We start from the raw sequence: 26,191 nt of genomic DNA on the forward strand, positions 1-26,191 counted from the left end.
TATGTTTTTTAACTACATCAAAATCGCCTGGAGAAACATCTTGAGAAAGAAGATGTTCGCCTTTATCAATGTGATTGGGCTGGCCGTTGGGATCAGTACCTGCTTTGTCATGCTGCTGATGATCGACTTTGAAAACGGGTTTGACAGAGCGCATGTTGCTGGAGACAGAATCTACCGTATCTATTCCAGTTTCAGCGGTGCATTTACCGGAACTAACCGGGGCACTGTCACGGGGGCTGGGCCTTATATCAGGGATAACTTTACCCAGGTAGAGAAAGTGACTCAATTTTTTGATATGGGAGGCAATAAGGTGACCATCGGTAAACCGGATGCCGAACCAGTGATTTTTAGAGACGGGATCAAAGCAGTTGTCACAGATAGTTCCTTTTTTGATATGTTTTCAGCCTATCAATGGATTGCTGGTGATCCAAAAACATCACTCAATGGAATTAACCAGGTGGTGCTGACAGAAACCGCCTTCAGGAAGTATTTTGGTAACGAAGTAAGTTTTGCTGATCAACTTGGAACAACGATTACCTACCGAGATTCTATTGCGACAACTTTAACAGGTGTTGTGAAGGACATTCCCTTCAGAACCGATTTTAAATTCACTGACTTCATTTCAGTGGCCACGGCAGAAAAATTCATGGTTCGCCTCAACGACTGGAGGGGTACCAACAGCGGACACCAAACTTTTATTCAATTGAAGCCAGGGACTACACCATCAGATATGACTCCCATGTTGGCTGGCCTGCAGGCAAAATACAAGGAGACTCACGCCGAAAACGAGTTTCAAATCGAGTATTTATTGCAGCCATTGAGTGATCTTCACTTTAATCCGGAGCTGGGGATCTTCAACTCGGCAGGAGATGTAGCCAATAAATCGACATTAAAGATATTCGCTCTGGTGGCCTTGCTTATCCTCAGCATTGCAGCGATCAACTACATCAACCTGGAAACTGCTCAGGCCACCCGCAGAGCGAAGGAGATAGGTATAAGGAAGGTGCTGGGAAGCTCGAGGGCCAATCTGGTGTTGCAGTTTCTCTCAGAGAGTTTGTTGCTTCCGCTGGTGGCTGCGGCTCTGGCGCTGCCTCTCAGCCAGTTTGCGTTACTGTTTTTTGACGATTTTGTGTCGCCAGACATGTCGCTCAATCTCACTGATCCGGCGACAATTGGCTACCTGGCTGGCTTAGTGCTGGCGGTGGGATTGGCGGCTGGGGTTTATCCTGCCTTTGTCCTGAGTAAATTTTTACCAGTAAAAGCCCTGAAAAGTCAGATTTACACAGAAAAAGGGAAGAGTATTTCGGTGATACTGCGAAAAACACTGACCATCTTTCAATTTACATTCTCTCAGATTTTGATAGCGTGCTGCCTGCTGATGATCTGGCAGATTAACTTTCTGTCAGACAAGGAGTTGGGCTTTAAAAAGGACGAAATCGTGGTAGTGAGCACCCCATGGAGAGAATCCGAGACGAAAAAAGAACGGCTGCTGAATGAATTGTCTTCACTTCCTGAAATATCCGCCATTTCTGTACACGACGACCCTCCTTCGAGCGATGGCTGGAGTTCCGATATATTTAAATCCTACAACAAAGAGGGCAATGAACTGATCCACGATGTGCACATGAAACGTGGACGGGTAGATTATCTGTCTTTTTATGAAATAGAAATGATTGCAGGGCGACTGTACTTACCCAATGACTCACTGAAGGAAGTGGTCATCAATGAAAAGTTTGCCGGCGACATGGGCTTTCAAACTCCACAAGATGCTGTTAATCGGCAGGTCAGTCGGGGCGACAAAAAGTACACCATTGTGGGTGTTGTTAAAAACTTTCACAACCGGTCGCTGCATAGCGAGATTGACCCGATGGTGATCGTTTACAAAGAAGACGGTGGTGACATAGCACTAAAGTTGGATGCCGGTGGCCTGGCGGAAGCGGATGCTGTAGTCGATAAAATAAAAGCTGTGTGGGAAGGTGTGTATCCCGATCACCCCATTCGGTACCAGTTCCTCGACGAGCTGGTGAATAATTTCTATGAATCAGAAAGGCGTACGGTGAAGCTCGCTTCTACGGCCACCATCATCGCCATCATTATTTCTTGCCTTGGTTTATTTGGTCTGGTTTCTTTTAGCACCATTCAGCGCACCAAGGAGATAGGGATCAGGAAAGTGCTGGGAGCCTCAGTTGGAAGTATTGTGAAACTGATGTCCAGAGACTTTCTCACCCTGGTGGTGATCGCTTCGTTGGTGGCGGCTCCTGTTGCCTATTGGTTGGGAATGAAATGGCTGGAAGATTTTGCTTATAGTATTGAACCTGGCGTGCTTTTGTTCTTGCTAACAGGAGTTGTAGCACTGCTAATTGCCTTTGCCACTGTTGCTCAGCAGGCTTTCAAAGCTGCCACTGAAAACCCGGTGAATGCCTTGAGGAATGAGTGATACTTAATATACAATTGAGGAACTATGCTGTTTAACTATCTGACCATCGCTTTTCGGAACCTGTGGAGGAATAAACTGTATTCTTTCATTAATGTACTGGGGCTTGCCGTTGGTTTGGCATCGGCCATCATCGTGCTGGTATACTCCATTGACGAGCTCAGCTACGACCAGTATCATGAAAAGAAAGACCGCATTTTCAGGCTTTCGTACCAGGAACAGCGTCAGGATGACTTGCTAAGGGATGCAAGGGTTCCTTTTCCATACAAAAATATCCTCATTAGCCAGCTTCCTGAGGTAGAAAAAGCTGCTCGTATGATGAACCATGTGGCTATTGGCGGGCCAGACGAAATGGAGGTTGGCTCAGAAACCTACACAGAAACTAACCTTTTCATTACGGACCCGGAGCTCTTCTTGATACTGGATTTTGACTGGATAGCGGGTGATGCGGGTAGTGCATTCAGAGAGTTGAATAGCGTGGTGCTTACTAAATCAATCGCCGTTAAATATTTTGGCACCACCGGGTGCCTGGGCGAAACCATCGTTTACAACAAGGGGCCACATCTTGCGGTCACAGGTGTCGTCGACGATCTGCCCCGCAACACCCACATGACGGCGGAGATTTTTGTACCCATGGCGCTCCTGCATGCCCGCTGGACTGAGAACTATCAGTACGATGTCGACCAGGACTGGAAATGGCTTGGGAGCTACACTTATATTTTACTCAAAGACAATGCTCAAATCGCTACTGTTGATGCCAAAATGCCCGGGCTCGTAGGACAGTATTTTCAGGAGGTTGACCCAGCTACATTTACTCCCGTATTTCTTCCGCTAACCGATATCCATCTGCGGTCAGAGTTCAGGTCGGAGATGAAGCCTGGCAGCAGCATGACCCAGCTGTACCTTTTCATGATCATTGCCGGGGTTATTTTGCTGGTGGCGGTGATTAACTTCATGAACCTCGCCACGGCCCGCTCAGCTAAACGAGCCAAAGAGGCGGGCATTCGAAAGGTGATGGGTGCTTATCGCAGGCAGGTGGTTACACAGTTCTTAAGCGAAGCAGTGGTGATTGCCGGACTGGGTTTGATTCATGCGCTGGTGCTGGTGAACCTCGCCTTACCGGTTTTTAACACCTTCACGGATCGCAGCTACCAGTTCTCAGATTTCATAAGCAATCCACTTGTGATGGGTGCAGCCCTGGCCATCACCGTTTTGACAGGTATTGCCTCCGGTATTTATCCCGCCTTTTATATTTCTGCTTTCAGTCCTGTTCAGGCTATGAAAAAGGACTTCAATCCGGGGAAAACCCATCTGCTTCGCTCAGCATTGGTCACCCTTCAGTTCGCTGTTTCAACGGTATTCATCGTGGGCGTACTGGTGGTCAACACTCAACTCAATTATCTAAGGGGCAAGGAATTGGGCTTTGCAAAGGAGCGTACCATTCTCATTAACAATCGTTCGCTCAGTCTGTCGCAATACCAGTTGTTTCGCCAGACGCTGGCTTCTAAGCCAGAGGTGAGTGATGTGTACATGGGCACGATGCCTGGCATGGGTGTTTGGGGCAATACGGTCGTTCCGGAAGGCTTCGATGAAAATGAGGGTGTGAGTGTCTCCATGATGTATGGTACGGCCAATTTTGCCGATTTCTTTGGCGTGGGTATCGGGCAGGGAAGAGGGTTTCTCGACGAAGTCGACCAGGATGAGGATGTTACCCGGCAGTCGTTTTTGATAAACAAAACACTGGCAAAAAAGCTTGGCTGGGAGAATGATGCTGTGGGCAGGGAAATTCACTGGCTGGGAGGCTCCGACAACAAAACATTGCAAAAAGGGCAGGTCGTTGGCGTGATAGATGACTTCCACTACAATTCGCTTCACCGTCCGATAGGCTCCCTGCTTGTGGTAATGGCTAATTGGGGTGGTATTGCTGTTAAGCTTTCCGGCGATAGTTATGGTTCAGGCCTGTCGGAAGTGCAGACTGCGTGGAATGAGATGTTTCCTGACAAGCCGTTTCAGTACTCCTACCTCGATCAGGACATTGCCGAGCAATACCTGAAAGAAGAGCAACTCGGAAAGCTTATCTCGTGGTTTACATTGCTGGCAGTGTTTGTCTGCTGCATGGGGTTGTACGGGCTGGTGGCGTTTGTGGTAGAGCAGCGCCGCAAGGAGTTTGCGATAAGGAAAACGCTGGGAGCCACCATCAGGCATATTGTTATGCTTATCTCCTCTCAAATGCTGAAAACAGTGCTGATCGCTTCGGTGGTAGCGATTCCGGTAGCTGTGTATTTGCTGAGCAATTGGCTTGATACTTTTCCCTATCGAATCCAGCTCAGTCCACTGTTTTTTGTACTGGCAGCGTTGATTTCGGTGATAGTGATGCTGGCCACTATGGCGTCAAATGCTTACAGAGCGGCCACCATGAATCCGGTCGATTCCCTTAGATCAGAATAGGAATAAAAAAATACCAATGCTAAGAAACTACTTCATCATCGCCCTTCGCCACCTGAGCAGAAACAAGGTTTTCTCGCTTATCAATCTGGTGGGCCTTTCTATTGGCCTGGCGACCTTTCTCGTTATTTTCATTTTCGTTTCCTTCCATAAAGGATTCGACCAGTATCATGCCGATGCCGACAGGATTGTACGGCTGGGCATGAAAGTGAAGCTGGGTGGAGAGCTTATTACCATGCCATCGGTGGGGGCGCCAGCTGCCACTGTTTTTGAACAGGAAATCCCTGAAGTGGAGGAAGCAACAAGGATTTATGGGCGGCCTTATTTCAAATTTGATATCACCCTCGGTGACAAGAACTTCCCGGGAGAGCAGGGGATGTATGCCGATCCTGATTTTTTCAGTTTCTTTTCTATCCCGGTCATCGCAGGTGATCCTGCGACAATCCTCTCGTCCCAAAAGTCCGTCGTACTTACACAGAGCATGGTGCAGAAGTACTTTGGCACAAATGCCACTCCTGCGTCGGTAGTTGGCAAGATGCTGGAGGTGAAAGAAAAAGGCACCGTGCAGGTCACAGGCGTATGTGCCGACGTGCCGGCGCAAACCCATTTCGATTTCGATATTTTGCTATCAATGGACATGAACCCATTGAGTGAAAGCCACTACTGGATGGCCGACGGATTCTACACCTTTGTAAAGCTGGCCAAAGGAGGTTCGGTGGAGAGCCTCTATGACAAATTCCCCACATTTACCGACAAATACATTGGCCCGGAAGTACAGGAATTCCTGGGAGTGAGCTTCTCGGAGTTTTTGGCCTCCGGAGGTAGTTTTGAGTTCAATACCATGCCGTTGGAGGACATTCATCTCTGGTCGCATGCTGAAAATGAGTTGGGCACTAATGTCAACGGCACTTATATCAATGTGTTTCTTGGCATTGGACTGCTCATCCTGTTGCTGGCTGTGATCAATTTCATCAACCTGTCGGCGGCGTCCAATATACAACGCCTCAAAGAAGTAGGAGTGAGGAAGGTAATGGGAGCCCGGCGAGCTGCCCTGGTCATGCAGTTCATGACTGAAGCTGTGCTCATTACTTCGGTGGCTTTCGGCCTGGGCTTCACGTTGCAACAGGTGGCCACACCGTTGATCAGTCAATATTTCGGTGTGAGTATGGGGCAGGAAGGCACGAGTCTGGTGTGGTACATTGCTGTTGCCTGCAGTGGTAGTCTCCTGATAGGGATGGCGGCTGGCCTGTATCCGGCGCTGCTGCTTTCAACCACAAAAACAATCAGTGCCCTCAAAGGCCAAACATCAGCGACCAGTTCAAAAGGCCGGATGAGAAATGTGCTGATGGTGTTGCAGTTCAGCATTACCATCGGTTTACTCTCGTCGGTGCTGGTGATATTGGCACAGGTACATTACCTGCAAACCAAACCTCTTGGTTACGAAAAGGACCAGATCATGCTGATTGAAGATGTTGATCTCCTGGGGGAAGGCCGAAATTCGCTGCGCCAGGAATTGGAAAAGCTTCCGGGGGTGGAGGCAGTCTCGATTACCGGCTACGTGCCCTCCGGCCCGAGGGAATTTGAACGAAACGCCATGCAGGACCTGACCCTCGAAAACCCTGAAACGCACCGGGTAACGCACGTAGGCGTCGACGAGCATTTCCTTAGCGTGATGAACATGAAATTGCTGTCGGGTCGCAATTTTTCCAGGGAGTATGGAGACGAGGCTTCCAATGTTATCATCAATGCATCCATGAGCCGTAGCTTTGGCTGGGACGTGGCGTCAGGGGAAGCGCTTGGGAAGACAGTGACGGAAGTGGACCACAATGAGAACTTTACGGTAATAGGCATTGTCGACGACTTCCACATTTTCAATATGAATGAAGCCATCAGCCCATTCTTTTTCAGGTATTCCTCCAACGGTTTTATGGCGGCCGTTCGGTTCGATAGCGACAAGTTAGCCCTGCTCAATGATGAGCTACCTAAGCTTTGGAGTGAGTTCTCCCAGGAGCCCATGGGCCAATCCTACCTCAATGAGTATTTTGTCAGGAACTTTGAAGAGGAGAAAAAAATAAGCAGCCTCTTCGAAGTATTCACGGTACTGGCCATTGTCTTGTCCGGCATGGGGCTTTTTGCCATTACGGCATTTGTCACCCACCAGCGCACCAAAGAAATCGGCATCAGAAAAGTGCTGGGGGCCGAAGGAATTCGCTTGTTTGTGATGCTGTCGAAAGGGGTGGTGGCTATGCTGCTCATCGCAGCCTGCTTGTGCATTCCTACCGTGTATTATGGCATGGAGCAATGGCTGCAAAGCTATCCTTACCGGATCAGCGTGCCTGCCTGGGCTTTCGGATTACCGGTACTGGGCATTGTTGCATTCGCCCTGCTGGTGAGCGGCTGGCATATCCTCAAAGTGATCAGGATCAACCCGGTGGAGTCGCTGAGGGATGAGTAGCTGCGGCACTGCTCCATTGTCCCGTTGGGGTATCTCGCAGAGGATCCTCTCTCCTCCTCCCATTGGGGTCTCTCGCAGAGGACCCTGATGGGGTAGGCACGACACAACGTTGAACCAAGCCCCGCTGTTCTTCCTATTTCGCTCTCTCGTCTATTTTTCCAATGCGGTCTCTCGCAGAGAACCCTGATGGGGCAAGCGGACACTAAATACCACACAACGTTGAACCCCTGCCGCCCTTCCTATTTCAATTTCCCTCAGTTGCCATATTCAACGATTTGACTCGCTCTGGTCAAAAGATATCTTCACTTCGTAGCGATATAGCTCCACAACTGAACGACATTGGATTCAGCGTATATACACAACCCCCAGAGATTAAATGGTATATACGTCATTCACATAAAGATGACACGAATCGACTGCCACAGATGGCGGGTTGTGTCCAAACTTTGAAATAGCTACTTTTGTTGTCTAACTAGACAATATCCTTTGCCAACATTAAAGATTATTGATTCGGTCAAGGTTGACGTTTATTCACGTGAACATCCGCCTCCACATTTTCATGCCATTTATGCAGAGTATGAAGAACTGATTGAAATCGAAACATTGGCAACATATGCTGGCAGTTTGCCAAGAGCCCAAAGAAGCAAGGTGATCGAATGGGCAAAAACCAGACAAGACTTTTTGATGGGTAATTTTAATCGTTTGAATCCAGGATTATGAGAAAGAAATTAGGCATCCCAAGAATTATCAAAATACAGAAAGTGAACGGGTTAACGATTCAGTGTATGTTCAATAATGGGCAAAGCAGAATTCTTGACTTTGACGGGATATTTAAACAATGGAAAATTGGAGAAAGCGATGTTGAATATCCGCTGCTATCACCTGAAGAGTTCAAAAAAGTAGAACTTAGGAATTTCACTCTGTCCTGGCCTAATATTCCCGTTACACTCCTGTCTGAAGACGGAAGCGAAGTCCGCCATCCATACGAGTTGAGTCCGGATGAGCTTTACATGCTAAGTGAACCTGCCGAAGCTTCTGATTCGCAAAAATTTGGCAGTTTGATCCGTACAGCAAGGATAAAAGCTGGATTGACCCAGGAGCAGCTCGCTCAAAGAAGTGGAACTTCCAGGTTCTACATTTCAAGACTGGAGAACAACCGAACAGATGTAGAGCTTTCAACATTTCGAAAGATTGTAGAGGCTGGACTTGACAAGCATTTCAAGCTTATAATTGAGTAATGAACGCCATAATGTTGCCATCTCCGCTTTGCTAAACCTCAGAGACTTTAATGCCTTTTTTGCTATTGCCGCATAACGTTGAACTATTCCCTACGGTTCTTCCTGTTTCAATTCCCCCCATCCATTTTCCCATTTTCCATTACTCACTACCAAGGATTTGAAACAGAGTATAAAAATCTCTGTATAAGGCGACCAAAGCGGGTATCTGGTAGAAAGCCTCCCCGAAATGATAGGATATATGGTGTAAAAAATATATGTTTATTAGGGGAGAATGACACTGTTGTTTTCCTGTCCGGGCTACTTGCTTCTTTGTAGAGATAAACTCAAATGAGGGAGGTGGCTGGGGTTTATTGATTCGTTGCATTCCAAGCTAAAAAGCCGACTGCACAAATAGCATATTTGGGTTTGGCCGATACAATGCTAGATGCTGAAAATTAAAGAAGCAAGTTTTTGCCATCGCCGGTAAAAACGAAATGAATGAAAACAATGCAAAAAAATCGGATATGTGGCCAGTAATAATTGGTGCAGGTGCAGTTGCTCTTCTTCTTAAAGCACTATTCGAAGATGAGGAAGACTCGGGCAAGGAAATAAAGAAGCGCATCTTTATCAGCTTTGCAGTTGGAGATTCGAAATACAGAGATTATTTGGTGAAACAAGCCAAAGACGAACGGTCTCCTTTTGCCTTTGTAGATATGTCAGTAAAGCAACCTTGGGAAGAGGATGTTTGGAAACATAAATGCCGTACCAAAATTAAATCCTGCGATGGCATGATAGTGCTGTTAAGTAAAAACACATGGCATGCCAGCGGCACACGTTGGGAAATAAAATGTGCTAAAGAAGAGGGCTTACCTGTAATCGGTATGCATATTAAAAAGAATAATCAAGGAGCAACTCCACCAGAATTGTACGGCAAAAAAGTAATCACTTGGTCTTGGGACAATTTAGCCAAGGTTATTAAAAAGATGTAAGAATATGGGTATTTACAGTAGTTCAGAGTTGAAAAATATTGCCTCAAGCAAAGGTAGGGTTTTTGAACAAAGAACTTATAGTGCGCAAAATGTTTCCATTAATACAAAATTCGATATTTTTTTATCCCATAGCTTTTTAGATAAACAAGAAGTACAAGGACTTTATCAAGAGTTGACCGATTTTGGGTATTCTGTTTATGTTGATTGGATTGTAGATCCGCACCTTGATCGAACGAATGTAACTAAAGAATCAGCCTCACTAGTGAGAAAGAGAATGAAGTGTTCAAAGTCACTTCTACTCGCTATTTCAACAAATGCTTCAATGTCCAAATGGATTCCTTGGGAACTTGGTTATGTTGATGGAAGTACGAGTAGATGTGCAGTAATTCCAGTATCTAAAGAAGGTGTCCCTCCTAAGTCCTTCAAAGGCAAAGAATACCTTTCTTTATATCCATTTATTAAAAAAGTCCCAATAGGAAGAACTAATGAAGATAAACTCTGGGTGATAGCAGACGAATATGACTACTCACAATTCGATTCATGGTTTTTAAATGGAATAATTCAGGAAAATAGAGGCGTAAACATTTTCAACTTATGAGAAAAGCACTTGTAGTAGGTATCAACAAATATCCAAATGCAAATTTATTTGGTTGTATCAATGATGCTTCTGCTTTTGGTAATACATTGGAAACAAATGGTGATGGCTCACCCAATTTTGATGTGCGGTTGCTAACAGATGTTCCAACAAAAGGAGATTTAAAAGGCCACATAAAAAATCTGTTTGCAGGAGATTGTGAAACTGCACTCTTTTATTTTTCAGGTCATGGATTTTTTGATGAAACAGGTGGTGGAATAATCGTTACCCCTGATTTTGCAGCAAATGACGAAGGAATTTCAATGGATGATATTCTTCACGTTGCAAATGAATCCAAAGCACAAAATAGAGTAATCGTTTTAGACTGTTGTCATTCGGGGTCTTTTGGTAATCCGAAAATCAATGGAGGAAGGAATGCTCAAATAGGTGAAGGTGTTTCGATTTTAACCGCAAGTAAAGCAGATGAAGCCTCAGTTGAAATTAATGGCCATGGCGTTTTCACAAACCTCCTTTTAGATGCAATGCAAGGCGGAGCAGCAGATTTAAGAGGCCATATAACGCCAGGAAGTATTTATTCATACATAGACCAAGCTCTTGGCCCATGGGATCAAAGGCCAGTTTTTAAAACCAACATTACTCGTTTTACATCCCTCAGAACCGTCTCGCCACAAGTTTCACCTGAGATTTTGAGAAGGCTGAACCAGTATTTCGCTTCCCCAGGAGACCATTTTAAACTCGACCCTTCCTTTGAATTCACCAACGACCCAGCAATAGAACACGATTTTGTTGAACCATATGCGGATGAAAAGAACGTTTCTGTATTCAAAGATTTACAGAAATTAACAAGCGTTGGGTTAGTGTTACCTGTAGATGAACAGCATATGTATTTTGCGGCAATGCACTCAAAAAGTTGTAGACTGACGGCATTGGGTTACCATTACTGGCGACTTGTAAAAGACAAGAGAATTTAATCATCAAAAAAAACTATGGCAGATAAAAAAGTAGTATTCGTTGCCTTTGCAATTGAAGACAAAGCACAAAGGGATCTTTTAAAAGGTCAATCGCTTAACACAAAATCCCCATTCGAGTACGTTGACATGTCAGTCAAAGAACCGTATGAAGAGGACTGGAGAGATAGAGTGCGAACAAGAATTAGGCGTTCAGACGGAGTATTGGTTTTAGTGAGTAAAAACTCCTTTAAATCGACCGGTCAAAAATGGGAAATCCAATGTGCAAGAGAAGAAGGTAAGAAAGTCAGAGGCTTTTGGGCATACGCAGATGACCGTACTGACTTAGAGGGTGTTTATACAAGAGCATGGACTTGGGACAATATTAAAGACTTTATTGATTCACTATGAAATGTCATCTCTAATCATCCATACATATTGGCAAGTCAGCCGTAGTCTCCCGTTAGCAGAGACCTGCCTAAAAGTATCGCTGCCGCAAAGCACGGACAAAAAGAAAGCACAGGTATGCGGCATTATACAAAAGCAATAGCGGGAGAAGTAGTAAATCAAGGTCTTTGCATTTAATAAACTTAGGTAGTGACGGAAAGGTAATCCCCATGAAGTCCGCTACTGCTTTTGTTTATTTTTATGTAGGGCTATCCAACGAGGCCTTAGAATCGGACTTTGTTATTTCTGATCGTTTCAAAACAAAACGCTTTCTTGTCTCATTTTGGAGCATTTTGCTGCCGGTTCTGTATTGTAATTTCCTTATTTTTAGCGATTTGATATTTGGTAGGTTTTGTTATGTCGAGGTCGTCGGATCGAAACACTAAAAGCAAGTTGACCGTGTTCCAGAGAAATTCTTAAAGCATTTAACGGGAATAGGTAGCCTTTACGAAATCCGAATTGAACATCAGTCAAACATTTATCGGATTTTTTGCTGTTTTGACGAAGGCCAGCTTGTGGTGCTTTTCAATGGGTTTCAGAAAAAGACACAAAGAACACCGCCAAAGGAAATAGATAAAGCAGTTCGGTTGATGAAAGAGTATTTTGACAGCAAAAGAGGAAGTAATGAAAGACTATAAGAACATCAAGACATTTGATGAGTTGATTGAACTCGAACACGGAAAAATCGGAACGGAAAACCGAAGCAAATATGAAGAGGGGGCGCAGATGTTCATTGTGAGTGAAATGCTAAAAGCAGCCCGCAAAGAAGCCAAACTGACACAGGAGCAACTGGCCGAAAGATCAGGAACAAAGAAGAGTTACATTTCTAAGCTTGAAAACGGCAAAGTAAATATTCAACTCTCAACATTGATCAGAATTTTTGAGCAAGGATTGAACAGAAGAATTGGACTGACTTTCTTGTAACACTCTCATTACATATGGCGCAAGCGTATGGTATCGCCCCTGGGTTAGTTCGACTAGGGAAGTGAAGCAACGCTTAAACAACCATTCGAGCTTTAATCAGCTTTATATTATTTTCCTTCACACCGAAGGTTCTTGCCAACTCTTCCCAATGCGAAAGTGCTTCAGCTGTCTGATCGATGATGGCTGTTAGGTCAGTGCTGGAAAGGTGGGTTTGCTTCCCAAGCTGGATCAAATGAGCCATGGAGGGGGCCTGGCCTTCACCCATCACCATCGTGCTTTGCTGCCCCCCAGGGCCGGAAGAGAAGGTCAGGTCGTAGGCAGGGGCGAGCGTCCAGTCTCCTGTTTGATCCATCAAATACGAGAAATTTTTTCCATGGTCATCTCTGTTGTGAGCCAGCACATTGAAAACAGCCAGCCTGAACATTTTCTCCACTTCTCTGGCGTCCTTGGTGAGGGCCAGCGTGAGCTCAAGCAAGTTTTCATAATCCAGCGCCGGTACCCTGAAATTCGCATGCAGCAGTCCGCTAGCGGTGTGCATATGCCAACGCCGACCGGGCGAGCAGTCGAAACGTTTGACTGCAAAATATCCCGGGCCTTTATCAGCAGGAAAGAGGTAAGTGGCTGGCATTATCAGCCCCGCCTGTCGTGCCATCTGGGAGTAGACGTACTCAATGGCTCCCGCATCATCCCCGTCGTTGACGTTCGGAAACTTCACCATCCAATGCTCGTAGCCATCAGGCAGCTGGTGTTTTCCATGAATAATATTTTTTTTCTCCCCATCCAATCCCACCACTACTTTTGGCCGTGCACCTGCCGAGGAGCCTCCTAAGTCAATCAATTCCTTTAAGACCTCACTAGCCTCCCCATGCAGCACGTCCCGGGTCTGGTTGGCCAGTTTATTCAGGTCAAGGGGGCTATCGGAAGCCTGGCTGCTGTGATCGGGTGCATACACCAAAGCCCCAAGACCGGTTGCGCCTACCAGGGCCAGCCGGTCTAAAGGTGAAAATTCGGCAGGCAGTATACCCTGGCTTTTTAAAAAGCGATCCACGAGCAGGCGCCCCCAGCCGTCAGGCAGGCTGTCGTCAAACACGCCATGCAACCCCTCAAAAAGAAATGGGTCGAAGCTCTGAAGCCCTGTTTGAAGGGGTAGTTTGAAAGGAGAAATGTGCAAGTCGAGTGCAAGAAACGACTGGTCGTACTCGAAGTAAACTCTATTGTCCCGGATGGCCAGTCGCCCTATTGGAATCGTGTCGCTGGCAAACTGAAGGCCAACTTTTATTTCCTTCACCGGTTTGTAACTGCTCATTTTTTCCAGCCTCGTTTGGGTGTGGCAGCCTTTTGGCCCTTCAGCACATCGTCAATGGAAGAGAATTGAGGCTGACTGCTGGTTGTTGCCTCCAATATTTTCTCCAGGCAACCGAGGGCCATGCAAAGCTTAATGAATGAAAGGAGGGATAGTACACCTTTTTGCTCAAATTTTCGAAGCGTTGGCAAACTTACGTCTGCTCTTTCCGCTAAACCTTCCTGAGTCAGTCCCTGCGCCAACCGGAGCGCCTTGATGTTTACCGCAAGCCTTTGCTGTGCTTTAGGAATCGATATAAATAACATTATTGTATTAATTAATAGATAAATATACTAATAAATAATATGATAGTATTAGTTAAAAATCACTAAATTGATTGAGTTCTCCGGGAACCCGCTCAAGTCATTAAGCAATTAACTCCAATCGTTCCAAAATGAAACACTTCATTGTTTCATTTTGGTGCACTTTGTTGCTGGTTTTCGTTGTAATTACCTGATTTTTAGTATTTTGACATTTGGCACATCTTATGGCATGTAAGAACCATTGGATTAAAACACTAAAAGAAGTCCCATGCTTTTCAACTACTTCAAAATAGCCTGGCGCAACATCACCAGAAACAAACTTCTCACTTTTATTAATGTGGGCGGGCTGGCAGTGGGCATCGCCACTAGTTTGCTGATTATGCAATATGTTGCTTTTGAGCAAAGCTACGACCAGTTTTTTGAAAACAAGGAGCGCATATTCAGGGTTGACTGGAGCTTCAATCAGGAAGGTGAGACGGCGTTGGCACTCCCCAAGGCAGCATCAGGTGCGGGCCCTAAGCTCGTTGCCGAATTTCCGGAAGTAGAAGCGATGACGAGGATTTACAAAACCTTTAGCCCTGTGAATGTCAGCTATCAGGACAAGGTTTTTAATGAGGCTAAAATCCTGTTCGCCAGCCAGGAATTCTTTACTGTGTTTTCCTTGCCGCTGGTTTCAGGTGAAAGGAAAAGTGTGCTGGACGGACCCAACAAGGTAGTGCTGAGCCAGTCGGCAGCCGATCGCTACTTTCCGGGCACTGATCCGCTCGGCAAGATGCTTCGCCTCAAGGAGGGTGACAATTGGGACATGAGCCTGCAGGTGACAGGTGTGATGGAAGATATGCCCGCCAACACCCATATGGAGGGTGATTTGATTGTTTCCTTCGACACCTATATCCATCCCGGTTCCTATGCCGATGGAAGTTTTTACTGGGTAAACTTTTACACCTACCTGCTCACCGCCCCCGGTACCACAAAAGAGCAGCTGAATGCCAAATTGAATCCATGGTTGGCTGCGAACGAGGCTTTCAACGATTCGAGTGAAGGAGACAAACCCACCGCAAGCGTGATGCCGCTGGAGGACATTCACCTGCACTCGCACTATACGCAGGAAATGAAGGCCAACGGAAGCTACCTGGTGGTCTACATCTTAATGGTGGCTGCGCTGATGATATTGGTTATTGCCTGGCTCAACTATATCAACCTGAGCACTGCGAAGGGGTTGGAAAGGGCCAAAGAGGTGGGCATAAAGAAGGTAGTGGGTGCCAGTAGAGGGCAACTGATTGGGCAATTCTTATTGGAAGCCAGCTTGACCAATGCCATGAGCATCGCTCTCGCTTTCACACTGTTTCAGTTTGCGCAGCCACTTATCCACCTGGTGCTTCCCGCGCAGGCAGTGTGGAGCATTGTCTTTGAAGGTGAGTTGGTTTGGCAAATGTTTGTTGTACTGCTCGTTGGGGCTTTTCTGTCCGGATACTACCCCGCCGTCGTTATTTCGTCCTACAAACCTGCCCATATCCTTAAAGGACGGGCTACACATTCTTCAGGAGGTCACCTGCTAAGAAGAATGATGGTTGCGCTTCAATTTGGGCTTTCGCTAACGCTACTGGTATCCACCTTTACTGTAAAAGACCAGGTAAGTTTTATGCTCAATCAGGATCTTGGATTGAATATCGATCAGGTAGTGGTGGCCATGGCACCCAACGCCAGTGGAAAAGTAAAACCGGAACAGCTGGATCAGTTTAGAGCGGCTGTGCTGGCCCGGCCAGCGGTGACAGGTTTTTCGGCCACACGGATGATGCCAGGCGAGGCTATTTTTTATAATACAGCCGGGCAATCATTTGGAAGTAGAGGCTTCAATAACAACTATGGGCAGGGAGGCATAGACTCCTATTTCATACCATTTATGGAAATAGAGTTTTTGGCTGGCCGCAATTTTGACCCAACCATGGAAACCGATAATAGAGCGGTGGTGGTAAATCAATCAGCGTTAAAGCTGCTCGACTTTGTAACGCCTGAGGAGGCTATTGGTAAAAAGATATTTTGGATGGATGACGACTTTGGAGACTGGAATGTCATCGGTGTGGTGAAAGATCACCACCAATTTGGCTTGGCCAACGCTATTGAACCTATTATTTATTACCAGGAAGAGGAGGCACCATCCTATTTTTCCTTTAAGGTGTCGGCTGCAAACATGAAAGAGTCAATTGATCAACTCAGCGAAGTGTATGGCCAGTTCTTTCCCGGCAACCCCTTCGACTACCATTTTTTGGATGAACAGTTTGATGTGCAATACGATGCGGATCGTCAGGTGTTGCAGGCTTTCAGTGCCTTCTCATTAGTTGCCATCATTATCGCCTGTCTGGGGTTATTTGGGCTGGCGTCTTTTGAAGCCATTCAGCGCACTAAAGAGATCGGGATCCGGAAAGTGCTGGGAGCTTCCTTTTCTGGCTTGGCAGTGTTGTTCTCCCGCCGGTTCCTGGGTTTGCTGCTAATCAGCGCTGCATTTGCTCTGCCGCTTTGCTACCTGCTGATGGACGAGTGGCTGAACAGTTATGCCTTCAGGATGGAGCTTGGCTGGCTGGAATTTGTGCTGCCGGTTGGCATTTTGTTCGGGATATCAATGATTACTTTACTCTACCATACCCTGAAAACTGTGAGAATTAATCCTGTGGAGGCATTAAGAAGTGAATGAGCTCGCAAACTAGCTGTTGTGTTTCAACTCTTAGCTAATGGTCGGCAACCAATAACCAATAACTCATAACCAATAACCAAATGTTCCGAAACTACCTCGTCATAGCCATTCGCAATCTTGTCCGCAACCGGATATTTTCATTGATCAATGTCTCCGGTCTGGCTATAGGCATTGCTTCCTTTCTGCTGATTGGTTTGTACAGCTGGCAGGTGTTGCATTATGATAGCTTTCATAAAGACAAGGAAAGAATCTTCAGGATCGTAGAAACTGCCGATGACCCCAGTGGCCAGGAGGCGTATGTGTCCTTTGGCCTTTCGAAGCAATTGAAAGCAGGCGGAGAAACTGGCTGGGAAGTACTTCGGATGGCAAGTGGTACTTATTGGATTGGTAGCGACGACAGGAGATTTAAGGAGAAGGTTTTCTTCGGAGATCCCAACTTTTTCAACATGCTTGATATTCCATTGAGCAAAGGGCAAAGGGAGCAGGTGCTACAGCTAAAGAACGGAGTAGTGATCGGCGAAGCCCTGGCCGGCAAGTTGTTTGGAAACGAAGATCCTATTGGCAAGGTGATCAAGGTGAATGTTGAAAGAGAGTTTGTTGTGACGGGCGTCATGGACAATGCGTCCGTTAACACCGTTTTTGACGCCGAAGCTATCGTGCCTTTTTCAAATGTCAACGAGCTTTTCTATGACAACGCAGAAAATGGCTGGCACGACACCGGTTGTACCGTGCTGGTGAAGACAACCCAAAATGAAGGAGCGCCCGATGCTGCTAAACTCAGGTCAATTTTTCTATCAAGTGCGCCAAAGGAGTTCGTTGACGACAGTAAATATTTCTACCTGCAACCACTCACCGACCTGTACGTGAATGCCTCTGGATACCAGTTTGAAGAATATGCAGGAGACACCATTAAGTCAATTTCCTACCAGCGGGTGTTGATTTTCGTAGGTGTTGGGATTTTCATCCTTGTCATTGCCGTGATCAATTATTTCAACCTGACCACCAGCATTTTTGTGAGTCGCATGAAGGAAATAGGCATCAGAAGGGTAAACGGAGCTTCCAAAGCGCAGCTAAGTGTTCAGTTTATGACCGAAGCTACTGTGACTACCTTCATCGGCCTGGCTTTGGGGCTAGCCATTGCACAGCTGGCAAAAATATGGTTTGGAGAGATCATGGGGGAGCCGCTGACGCTTCAAATGCCAGGTGGCGGCCCGGTATTCCTGATGGCAGTGGTTGTACTTGGTGGCGCTTTGTCTTTGCTCAACGGCTCTTATCCGGCGTTTTATCTGTCGTCGAAGGCAAGTGCGTTGCAGAGGGGCCAATTCAAAGCAGCCCCGGGAGAGAATCGCTCGTTCAGGAATCTGCTGGTAGTGTTTCAGATGACGATCTCACTTGGACTACTCACGGGCCTTGTGGTGATGACCTCTCAGTTGGATTACCTGCAGCAGGCAGACAAAGGATTTGACCAGGAAGGCGTATTGACGATAGCTATTGACATGGCCAACGCCGAAACACTGGGCAGCAAGGCACCAGTTTTTGCTGAGCAGGTGAGAAAGAACGCCTCCATCGAAAGTGTCTCATTGCACCAGGCATCCATGGGGCGCTACATCAAAAACCTGTTTGGCGTGTTTGTGCCAGGAGCAGACAAGGAGCAATCCATTCTCACCACTTATGCAGACGAAAATTACCTGAAGACCTATAAAATTGACCTATTGGAAGGGAGTTCCTTTGACGCATTTTCTGATTCTCTGAAGTTGAAAAAAGTGCTGATCAACGAGGCGGCAGCAAAGTACCTGGGTTGGAAAGTAAACGAAGCCGTTGGCCAGTCTTTCAGATTCCATTGGAAAGGAGGGCCTGAGTATCAGGTGGCCGGCGTGGTGAAAGACTTCAATCTCCGTTCCATGCATTACGCCATCGAGCCATCTATTTTTCTTTACCCCACAAGCACATGGCACCGGGAGTACATCTCCATCAGGCCTGCCGGAAGTATGACAAACAAGGTGCTGGAGGAAGTAGAAAAGGAGTGGGAAGCCACCATGGGGAGTTTTCCGATGGAATACTTTTTCACAGATGATGAGTATAGAAAGAATTACGTGGCCGACGAACGCCAGCAACGGGGCATATTCGTAGCATCGCTGATCGCCATCTTTATTGGTTGCTTCGGGCTGTTTGGGCTGGCAAGTTACACCGTCGGACAAAAGTCGAAGGAGATTGGTATACGGAAGGTGCTGGGAGCCAGCGTATCGACGATACTTCTGCTGCTTTCCAGGAGCTACGTTGTGCTGGTAGTTGTCGCTTTAGTGGTGGCAGCTCCGGTGAGCTTTTATCTGGTTCAGCAGTGGTTGGAAGGGTTTGCTTATCGAATAACCCTAAGCTGGTGGATGTTCCTGCTGCCCGGACTTACCGTGTTGGTAGTTGCCTTGTTTTCCGTGTCCATTCAGTCATTAAAAGCCTCGCTGGCTAATCCGGTGGACTCACTTAGAACAGAATAGATTGATAAAGAAAAAATATCAGTAATGTTACAAAACTACTTTTTGATCGCCTGGCGCAACTTGCTCCGTCACAAGGGTTATGCATTCATCAATATCCTCGGACTGACGGTTGGGCTCGCTGCCAATATTTTCATCCTCCTTTGGGTGATCGATGAACTGTCGTTCGATCAGTTTCATGCAAATGGTGACCGCATTTTCCAGGTGCTGGTCAATAGCGAATATCCGGATGGCAGCATTGAAACCTATGCCGCTACGCCGGCAAAATTGAAGGCCGTCATTGAAAGCCAAATTCCTGAAGTGGAACTAGCTACTCAGTACAGTATGGAAACAGAGCTGTTGGTAAAGCATGAGTCCAATGCCTTCAATGAAAGTGGAATTTACGCCGACCCGGCACTATTTGAGGTGTTCAGTTTCCCCATCGTAAGTGGTGATCCCACCCAACCGCTCACCGACATTAAATCAATTGCTCTTTCTGAGAACCTCGCCAAAAAGCTGTTTGAAAAGGAAGACCCCATTGGTAAAACGCTGCGCCTGGGAGAATCCAGCGAACTAATGGTCACCAGCGTTTTCGAAGACATTCCACAAAACTCCACCCTTCGGTTTGACTTTGTTGTTCCCTTTGAGCTTTTCGTCAGGGAGAATCCGTGGACACAAAACTGGAGAAGTGGCGGCAGCAAGACAGCGGTGATGTTGAAATCGGCTGACTCCAGGGATGCGGCCGACCAAAAGCTGTCTGGCCTGATTAAGAGCAACTGTGCGGATTGCTCAACGACCCCACTATTATTTCCCTACCTGAAGTCGAGGCTTTATTCGGAGTTTGAAAACGGGAAGAACACCGGCGGAAGAATACAGCAGGTTTTCCTTTTTGGTGCTGTGGCCATCTTAATCCTGGTTATGGCTTGCATCAATTTCATGAACCTTTCAACGGCCCGATCAGCCAACCGAAGCCGTGAAGTGGGTGTTAGGAAATCGATAGGGGCCCGAAAATCTGACCTCGTTATTCAGTTTATGACCGAGTCGGTGCTGCTGTCTTTCATTGCGCTGCTTTTCGCCATGGGGATTGTGCAGATGCTCCTGCCATTTTTTAACGACATCACTGCCAAGTCTATTGAATTAGACTTCGCCAATCCGGTACTCACTTTTGGGATTCTGGGAGTGGCATTGGTCTGCGGGCTGCTAGCCGGAAGCTACCCGGCATTTATTTTGGCAGCATTCCATCCTGCTAAAGTTTTAAAGGGAAACACACAAGCCGGCCTCACCGGAAACACCCTTCGCAAATCACTTGTGGTCATTCAATTCACCACTTCATTAATTCTGATCATAGGGAGTATCACTGTGTACAAGCAGATAGTTTTTATCAGTGAAAGAAATCTTGGGTTTGACAAAGAGAATATCATTGTGGTCGACCGGAATGAAGGCACGGACAAAAACTATTCGGCCATTAAAAATGATTTGAATCAGCTGGCTGCGGTGAAAAGCATTGCCTTTGGAGGCAATAACATATTTACTGTTCCCATTACGACCACCGATCCGGTATGGGCTGGCAAACCCGACAACTCCTCCATCACATTCAAAATTTACCGCTGCGATGCTGAGTTCATTCCAACGATGAATATCAAAATGCAAGGGGGTAGAAATTTCATTGGCGATCAGGATGCCTCCAATTACATCATTAACAAGAAAGCTGCCGAGGTCATGGGATTAGACCTTGAACATGCGATAGGAGCAGACCTTGAAATGTGGAATGGAAAAGGGAAAGTGGTCGGCGTTACAGATGATTTTCACAACAACAATTTGAGGTTTGGCATAGAGCCCATGATATTCATGTATTCTGAAAATATCGGGTCACACTACTTCATCAAGCTAGAAGGGCAGGGGTCAGTGGCAGAAACCATTGCCCAGGTAGAAAGCGTCTTTGAGAAGCACAACTCGGATTATCCTTTTGAATACACTTTTCTTGATGAAGTTTTCAACAGGGAATACCGAACAGAGGCAGTGGTGGGAAAGCTCTCACTGAGTTTTACAGTCATTGCCATACTGATTTCTTGTTTGGGGCTCGTTGGTTTAGCCTCTTTCACCGCTGAAAGAAGAACCAGGGAATTGGGCATCCGAAAAGTAATGGGAGCATCCGTTTGGGGCCTTGTTGTTATGCTGGGCAATGATTTTGTAGCCCTCTTTAGCTTTAGCTTGCTCGCTGGAATCCCGATAGCCTGGTATTTAGTCAGCGAATACTTATCAGACTATGCCTTCCGAACCGAAATCAGCTGGAGCACTTACCTCTCCACTGCGCTTGTCATGTTGCTCGTCACGTTGCTCTCTGTAGGGTACCAGTCTGTGAAAGCAGCTTCAGCCAATCCAGTCGACTCTTTGAGGAATGAATAAGTTGTTCAATCACTAAACCAACCAACCATGCTCAAAAACCACATTCTCCTCGCTTTCCGTCATTTGAAAAAGGAAAAGGGCTACGCTCTGGTAAGCATTATGGGGCTTGCTATCGCTTTTACGGTTTCGTTTTTCGCAGTGGTCTTTCTCCTTCATGAGCTATTTCCTGACCAGCATTTTGCACAAAGGGATAGGCTCTACCGAATGAACTCTCATTTTACTCTCACGGAAGACAGGGTGCTTAATCCTGATGTATCCTTTGATGCTGCTTTTGAGCTTGGAGAAAAGATACCTGAATTGGAGCAAGTGATCCCTATTGATCCTGTCAGAGGTCCTTTTAATATATCTTTTGGAGGAGAAACCTTCAAAGTTGATAAATGTATTTTTACCAGTCCTGAATTTACGGAGCTATTCAAAGCCAATTTGTTCTCGGTTCAATTGCCTTTTCAAAAAGGGTCTATTCTACTTAGCAACAACATTTCAAAAGCCATTTTTGGCGAGGCAGACCCTGTCGGCCAAATTGTAAATACCAGCCGTGGCGATTTTGTAGTGGCCGGCACATTCGACGACTTCCCTTCAAATTCACACATACAAATAAATGCTGCTGCAATATCACTTTCATCTCAATCTAGTGGCAGCGGTTTCGTTTATGTGAAGTTTCAGGAGGGTGCAACGCTGGGACAGGTTGACCCTAAACTGGCTGAACTCTCTGGTGAATTGGAGGAACAATACGGGCCTTTTGCCTATTCGCTCGAAAGCATCGACGAGAAGTATTTCAGTGGAACCACGGGCTTTATTTTTAGAGCAATTAATAAAAATGCCTTGCAGCTATTAGTCATTATTTCCGGCATTATTTTACTGATTTCAATTACTAATATTGTCAATTACACACAACTAAAGGCATTGTTTCGTGGCAGAGAAGTGGGTGTAAAAAAGGTGCTGGGCATTAAGAAGACACAGCTTGTTTATCAGTTTTTTGTTGAGTCTTTTTTGATTGTTTCTGTATCGTTTTTATTGGCGATGTCAATGGCTCAGGTCTTTGCCAGTGAGGTTTATATGTACCTCAAAATAGTATCAGTCAATCAGTCCCTATCGCTGGCCGTCGTCGCTGGCGTAGCTCTTGGTGTTGCTGGCCTTTTGACCCTGCCTCAAATCTATTTATTTACTGGCATCATGCCCAGAAAGATTATTTCTGGTAACTATAAGATTGGCTCTAAGAAGCATCTTTCAAAAGCCATGATTGGCGCTCAGTTTTTGATCACTACAGGCCTTGTGGGGGGTGCGCTGCTGGTAAGAAGTCAAGTGAGCTACATTGCCAATAAACCATTGGGTTTTGATGCGGATGGGCTGTGGTACGTTCATAGTGACCGGGATTCGCTCAATCTTCAGCTCTTAAAAAACGAAGTCAAAAGTATTCCAGGAGTTATTTCATCCACGGTTTCAAGTGCGATACCAGGCCAAAATGCTGGTTATTATCTGACCGTTTACGACCTAGATAAGCACCGAGAGCAATTTTTTGAGTGTAAAGTGGATCGGGACTATTTTGATACCTATCGAATTCATTTCAAAGAAGAACCCACTTCGCTCACAGCTACGGGTTACCTGCTTAATGAACAAGGGGTTTGGCTTGAAAAAGAGTTGAATGGCCGTTTCAAAATAGAGGGGACTCTAGAGGGAGTGGTGAGTGACTTTCACAAGTCTAACCTCAGACAACCAATACAGCCACTGAGGTTCAGAATTAGAGACCAGGGGAATGGCTTTCTTACCGTTCGGATAGCGGAAGGGAAAGAAAAAGAAGCAAAGCAGTACTTGGCTGCCAAATGGAAGCAACTTTATCCGGAAACGCCTTTTGAACTGTTCAACCTGAAAGATCAGTTTGTTGCGTCGCATGCATCGGTCATGGAGTTCCTTACATTGGTAAACGCACTCACATTTATATCGGTTTTTATTTCTTGTGTAGGGTTGAGCGCTTTGTCAGCGTTCTCGATCAAAAAGAAAATAAAGGAAGTAGCGATTCGGAAAGTGCTGGGAGCCACGGTCTACCAAATAGCCAAAAGCGTCAATCTGGGCTTTGTCTTGATTATCGCCGCCTGTGCCCTGGCGGCTGTTCCGATAGTCAACAAATTTGGAAATGACTGGATGGACGGGTTCGCTTACCATACCCGGTTTCATTGGTGGATCCAGCTACTGCCCGGACTGCTTGTGCTGGCTGTTTCGGTGTCCATTGTCACTTTTAAAACCTGGGTGACCGCCAAATCGAACCCCATTGAAGCATTGAGAACTGAATAAATATTTAGAGCATGCTAAAGAACCACATCCTCCTCGCTTTCCGTCATTTGAAAAAGAAAAAAGGTTATGCAGCCTCTAGTATCGTTGGGCTGGCGCTCGCTTTTGCCGCTTGTTTTTTCACTTTCAGCTTCATACTCCATGAGTATTCGGCTGATAAGCATTTCGCAGATATCGAGGATACCTATCTGCTCAAGACTAACGACACCATAGATTCCCCGATTCGTTTTCCATTTATTCCTGTTGCAAATGCCCGGTATATGGAAGAGCACTTTCCTGAAGTAAGCATGGCAGTGCCGGTGTGCCGGGAAGGGGAGGAGACAGAAGTGACGGCTCATGGTCAGAAATTTGTGGAGAAGCTATGGGTCTACACAGAACCGGAGGTAGTTGAATTGTTTCAGCAGGGCTATTTCGATATACGAAGTCCGTTTGAAGAGGGTACCATACTTATCAATGAAACCACGGCGTCGAGGCTCTTTGGACAAGCCAACCCGATAGGACAGGTTGTGACTGTTAAAGAAGGCAACTACGTGGTGGCAGGTACTTTTGGGGATTTTCCTTCCAACTCGCACCTCGCAGCCAATATACTGGCAGTGCCGTTACCGACTGCCGAAATGAAGGATTCTCCCGGGCTGGTATACATGAAGCTGCAGCCCGGAACAGATGCTTATCAGCTGGCCCTGAAAGTTGATAAAGAGTCAGAAAGCATGGAGAGATTCATCGATGTGATCAGGTACACGCTGGTAAGGGTCGACGAAATGTACCTGAAAGGTGAGCAGGAGACCGGTATTCTCAGAAAGGCCGATCTACCCATGCTGACCATGATGAGTATAGTATCTTCCGTCATTCTGTTTATTTCGCTGTTCAATATTATGAACCTTACCCAGGTCAGGACCCTTTTCAGGGGCCGGGAAATGGGTGTCAAGAAGGTGCTGGGCATCACAGCTTCCCAGATGCTTTTTCAGTTTTTCGTCGAAGCGATGATGATTGTAGTGCTTTCTGCTCTGGTTTCTTTCTCCTTTATTCAGCTGAGCCTTGGCGACGTGCTGGCCTACCTTCATATGACCGACTTCCCCACACTTCAGGTAGCCCTGCTTCTGGGAGCGCTGTTGGTAATTGTCGTTTTAAGCCTCGCCTTGATGCAAAGTGTACTTTTCAGAAAAGTGATGCCCAGGGACGTAATGGCCGGTAAGTTCAACCTCGGTGAGAGAAAATGGTTGCTGAGAGGACTGGTCGGTCTTCAGTTTCTAATTGCCTGTGTATTGCTGGGAGGCACGTTGGTGGTAGATAAACAAATGAACTATATCAGGTCGAAACCACTGGGTTTCAATATCGACAATCTGTGGTATGTTCCCATGAGGTCGGCGGCGCTGGATTTGGAACTCATGAAAAACAAAGCACTTGGGATTCCGGAAATTGAAAGTGCCACTGCCACAGGGGGGCTTCCGTTTCTCTGGTACGGAGCTATCGTTGATAGCCGGGAGGGCAAGATGGAATTTGTGCCCTATGCCGAAATTGATGAAGACTATATCTCCACACTACAGATACAGTTCAAACAGGAGCCGGATCATCTGCAGGAAGAGGGTCTCCTGGTAAACGAACAGCTGGCCGCCAGAGAAGATATTGATGTAGAGAAGCTTATGGGCAAGAAAATAATCGGGCAGGTCAGCGACTACCATTTTAACGGGCTCAATGCTACGATCAATCCAATGATGCTGGTAGTCACAAAGCCAAAGGCTGGCTACCTGGCGCTACGGGTGCGGGAGGGCAGGAGTGAGGTGGTGGAGCAAAAGCTGAAAGCCGAGTGGGAAGCATTGTACCCGGGCAGGCAATTTGAGTTTCATGCCCTCTACGACGATTACCTCGCCAAACATCGGGAAGCGAATGAATTGAATGTGGTGCTGAAGAGCCTGTCGCTTGTGGCCGTTTTCATTTCCTGCATCGGTCTTGCATCACTTACCGGCTTCTTCGTTAAAAAGCGGTTCAAGGAAATCGCCATCAGAAAAGTGCTGGGCGCCACCACACAGCAGTTGTTGAGGGAGGTAAACAAAAGCTATGTTTTCTGGATACTCGGTGCTTGCACGATATCGGCTGCCATTATAAGATACTTCGGCTCCGATTGGCTGGCAGAGTTCGCCTACTCCACGTCCATGGATCTCTGGCTGATGGCCGGCCCGGCTGTAGCGATGCTTCTGGTTTCAAGCTCGATCATGGTACTCCAAACCTGGAAAACCGCCCGGACTAATCCGGTGGAGGCGCTGAGGGCGGAGTAAGGGCAAAT

17 protein-coding genes and 1 pseudogene are annotated in these 26,191 nt (G+C 46.5%); 16 read left to right on the top strand and 2 right to left on the bottom strand.

What is annotated here, in order from left to right:
* Position 1: 1 nt before the first annotated feature.
* From RT717_RS07035 to RT717_RS07085, 11 genes and pseudogenes are all read left to right on the top strand, one after another.
* Positions 2-2,437 carry an FtsX-like permease family protein gene (locus RT717_RS07035; RefSeq protein ID WP_317491033.1) on the top strand — a complete coding sequence of 812 codons (2,436 nt, stop codon included), beginning with the start codon at positions 2-4 and terminating at the stop codon, positions 2,435-2,437.
* Positions 2,438-2,461: 24 nt separating this feature from the next.
* The gene (locus RT717_RS07040) at positions 2,462-4,882 is read left to right on the top strand and encodes an ABC transporter permease (protein ID WP_317491034.1); all 2,421 of its coding nucleotides are present in this window, start codon (positions 2,462-2,464) and stop codon (positions 4,880-4,882) included.
* A gap of 16 nt (positions 4,883-4,898) precedes the next feature.
* Positions 4,899-7,334 carry an ABC transporter permease gene (locus tag RT717_RS07045; protein ID WP_317491035.1) on the top strand — a complete coding sequence of 812 codons (2,436 nt, stop codon included), beginning with the start codon at positions 4,899-4,901 and terminating at the stop codon, positions 7,332-7,334.
* Between the two features lie 486 nt (positions 7,335-7,820).
* Entirely contained in the window at positions 7,821-8,054 is a 234-nt protein-coding gene (locus tag RT717_RS07050; RefSeq protein WP_317491036.1) for a DUF4160 domain-containing protein, read from the top strand.
* Positions 8,051-8,572 carry a helix-turn-helix domain-containing protein gene (locus tag RT717_RS07055; protein ID WP_317491037.1) on the top strand — a complete coding sequence of 174 codons (522 nt, stop codon included), beginning with the start codon at positions 8,051-8,053 and terminating at the stop codon, positions 8,570-8,572. The genes RT717_RS07050 and RT717_RS07055 overlap by 4 nt, the downstream gene beginning before the upstream one ends.
* 473 nt (positions 8,573-9,045) lie before the next feature.
* Positions 9,046-9,540, top strand: a complete 495-nt coding sequence (locus RT717_RS07060; RefSeq protein ID WP_317491038.1) for a TIR domain-containing protein — start codon at positions 9,046-9,048, stop codon at positions 9,538-9,540.
* 4 nt (positions 9,541-9,544) lie between these two features.
* Entirely contained in the window at positions 9,545-10,138 is a 594-nt protein-coding gene (locus tag RT717_RS07065) for a TIR domain-containing protein (protein ID WP_317491039.1), read from the top strand.
* The gene (locus tag RT717_RS07070) at positions 10,135-11,106 is read left to right on the top strand and encodes a caspase family protein (protein WP_317491040.1); all 972 of its coding nucleotides are present in this window, start codon (positions 10,135-10,137) and stop codon (positions 11,104-11,106) included. Before RT717_RS07065 ends, RT717_RS07070 begins: the two co-directional genes overlap by 4 nt.
* 15 nt (positions 11,107-11,121) lie before the next feature.
* Positions 11,122-11,493, top strand: coding sequence for a TIR domain-containing protein (locus tag RT717_RS07075; RefSeq protein WP_317491041.1), 372 nt, complete (start codon positions 11,122-11,124; stop codon positions 11,491-11,493).
* 452 nt (positions 11,494-11,945) lie between these two features.
* Positions 11,946-12,167 (top strand): annotated as a pseudogene (locus RT717_RS07080) (type II toxin-antitoxin system RelE/ParE family toxin); the annotation flags it as partial.
* Positions 12,154-12,453 carry a helix-turn-helix domain-containing protein gene (locus RT717_RS07085; protein WP_317491042.1) on the top strand — a complete coding sequence of 100 codons (300 nt, stop codon included), beginning with the start codon at positions 12,154-12,156 and terminating at the stop codon, positions 12,451-12,453. The pseudogene RT717_RS07080 and the gene RT717_RS07085, both read left to right, overlap by 14 nt.
* 73 nt (positions 12,454-12,526) lie before the next feature.
* Here the strand turns inward: RT717_RS07085 and RT717_RS07090 are convergent, their stop codons facing one another.
* Together RT717_RS07090 and RT717_RS07095 are read right to left on the bottom strand one after the other, a co-directional pair.
* Positions 12,527-13,759 (bottom strand): type II toxin-antitoxin system HipA family toxin, encoded by a 1,233-nt coding sequence (locus RT717_RS07090; RefSeq protein WP_317491043.1) that lies wholly within the window; start codon positions 13,757-13,759, stop codon positions 12,527-12,529.
* Positions 13,756-14,061 carry a helix-turn-helix domain-containing protein gene (locus RT717_RS07095; RefSeq protein ID WP_317491044.1) on the bottom strand — a complete coding sequence of 102 codons (306 nt, stop codon included), beginning with the start codon at positions 14,059-14,061 and terminating at the stop codon, positions 13,756-13,758. The genes RT717_RS07090 and RT717_RS07095 overlap by 4 nt, the downstream gene beginning before the upstream one ends.
* A 265-nt stretch (positions 14,062-14,326) precedes the next feature.
* Between RT717_RS07095 and RT717_RS07100 the strand changes: the two genes are divergently transcribed.
* From RT717_RS07100 to RT717_RS07120, 5 genes are all read left to right on the top strand, one after another.
* Positions 14,327-16,750, top strand: a complete 2,424-nt coding sequence (locus tag RT717_RS07100; protein WP_317491045.1) for an ABC transporter permease — start codon at positions 14,327-14,329, stop codon at positions 16,748-16,750.
* Positions 16,751-16,830: 80 nt separating this feature from the next.
* A complete protein-coding gene (locus RT717_RS07105) occupies positions 16,831-19,242 on the top strand; it encodes an ABC transporter permease (protein ID WP_317491046.1) in 2,412 nt (803 codons plus the stop codon).
* Positions 19,243-19,266: 24 nt separating this feature from the next.
* Positions 19,267-21,624 (top strand): ABC transporter permease, encoded by a 2,358-nt coding sequence (locus RT717_RS07110; RefSeq protein WP_317491047.1) that lies wholly within the window; start codon positions 19,267-19,269, stop codon positions 21,622-21,624.
* A 27-nt stretch (positions 21,625-21,651) separates the two neighbouring features.
* Positions 21,652-23,913 carry an ABC transporter permease gene (locus RT717_RS07115; protein WP_317491048.1) on the top strand — a complete coding sequence of 754 codons (2,262 nt, stop codon included), beginning with the start codon at positions 21,652-21,654 and terminating at the stop codon, positions 23,911-23,913.
* An 11-nt stretch (positions 23,914-23,924) separates the two neighbouring features.
* The gene (locus RT717_RS07120; protein WP_317491049.1) at positions 23,925-26,183 is read left to right on the top strand and encodes an ABC transporter permease; all 2,259 of its coding nucleotides are present in this window, start codon (positions 23,925-23,927) and stop codon (positions 26,181-26,183) included.
* Positions 26,184-26,191 lie beyond the last annotated feature (8 nt).

It is taken from the genome of Imperialibacter roseus (genome assembly GCF_032999765.1).
GTDB classification, from domain to species: Bacteria; Bacteroidota; Bacteroidia; order Cytophagales; family Cyclobacteriaceae; genus Imperialibacter; species Imperialibacter roseus.

What these genes read in the sequence shown, in the direction of transcription:
- RT717_RS07045 (WP_317491035.1), top strand. Translation starts at nt 4,899, where the DNA reads ATGCTAAGAAACTACTTCATCATCGCCCTTCGCCACCTGAGCAGAAAC.
- RT717_RS07120 (WP_317491049.1), top strand. Translation starts at nt 23,925, where the DNA reads ATGCTAAAGAACCACATCCTCCTCGCTTTCCGTCATTTGAAAAAGAAA.
- RT717_RS07095 (WP_317491044.1), bottom strand. Translation starts at nt 14,061, where the DNA reads ATGTTATTTATATCGATTCCTAAAGCACAGCAAAGGCTTGCGGTAAAC.
- RT717_RS07100 (WP_317491045.1), top strand. Translation starts at nt 14,327, where the DNA reads ATGCTTTTCAACTACTTCAAAATAGCCTGGCGCAACATCACCAGAAAC.
- RT717_RS07055 (WP_317491037.1), top strand. Translation starts at nt 8,051, where the DNA reads ATGAGAAAGAAATTAGGCATCCCAAGAATTATCAAAATACAGAAAGTG.
- RT717_RS07075 (WP_317491041.1), top strand. Translation starts at nt 11,122, where the DNA reads ATGGCAGATAAAAAAGTAGTATTCGTTGCCTTTGCAATTGAAGACAAA.
- RT717_RS07105 (WP_317491046.1), top strand. Translation starts at nt 16,831, where the DNA reads ATGTTCCGAAACTACCTCGTCATAGCCATTCGCAATCTTGTCCGCAAC.
- RT717_RS07090 (WP_317491043.1), bottom strand. Translation starts at nt 13,759, where the DNA reads ATGAGCAGTTACAAACCGGTGAAGGAAATAAAAGTTGGCCTTCAGTTT.
- RT717_RS07035 (WP_317491033.1), top strand. Translation starts at nt 2, where the DNA reads ATGTTTTTTAACTACATCAAAATCGCCTGGAGAAACATCTTGAGAAAG.
- RT717_RS07115 (WP_317491048.1), top strand. Translation starts at nt 21,652, where the DNA reads ATGCTCAAAAACCACATTCTCCTCGCTTTCCGTCATTTGAAAAAGGAA.
- RT717_RS07060 (WP_317491038.1), top strand. Translation starts at nt 9,046, where the DNA reads ATGAATGAAAACAATGCAAAAAAATCGGATATGTGGCCAGTAATAATT.
- RT717_RS07085 (WP_317491042.1), top strand. Translation starts at nt 12,154, where the DNA reads ATGAAAGACTATAAGAACATCAAGACATTTGATGAGTTGATTGAACTC.
- RT717_RS07070 (WP_317491040.1), top strand. Translation starts at nt 10,135, where the DNA reads ATGAGAAAAGCACTTGTAGTAGGTATCAACAAATATCCAAATGCAAAT.
- RT717_RS07110 (WP_317491047.1), top strand. Translation starts at nt 19,267, where the DNA reads ATGTTACAAAACTACTTTTTGATCGCCTGGCGCAACTTGCTCCGTCAC.
- RT717_RS07040 (WP_317491034.1), top strand. Translation starts at nt 2,462, where the DNA reads ATGCTGTTTAACTATCTGACCATCGCTTTTCGGAACCTGTGGAGGAAT.
- RT717_RS07065 (WP_317491039.1), top strand. Translation starts at nt 9,545, where the DNA reads ATGGGTATTTACAGTAGTTCAGAGTTGAAAAATATTGCCTCAAGCAAA.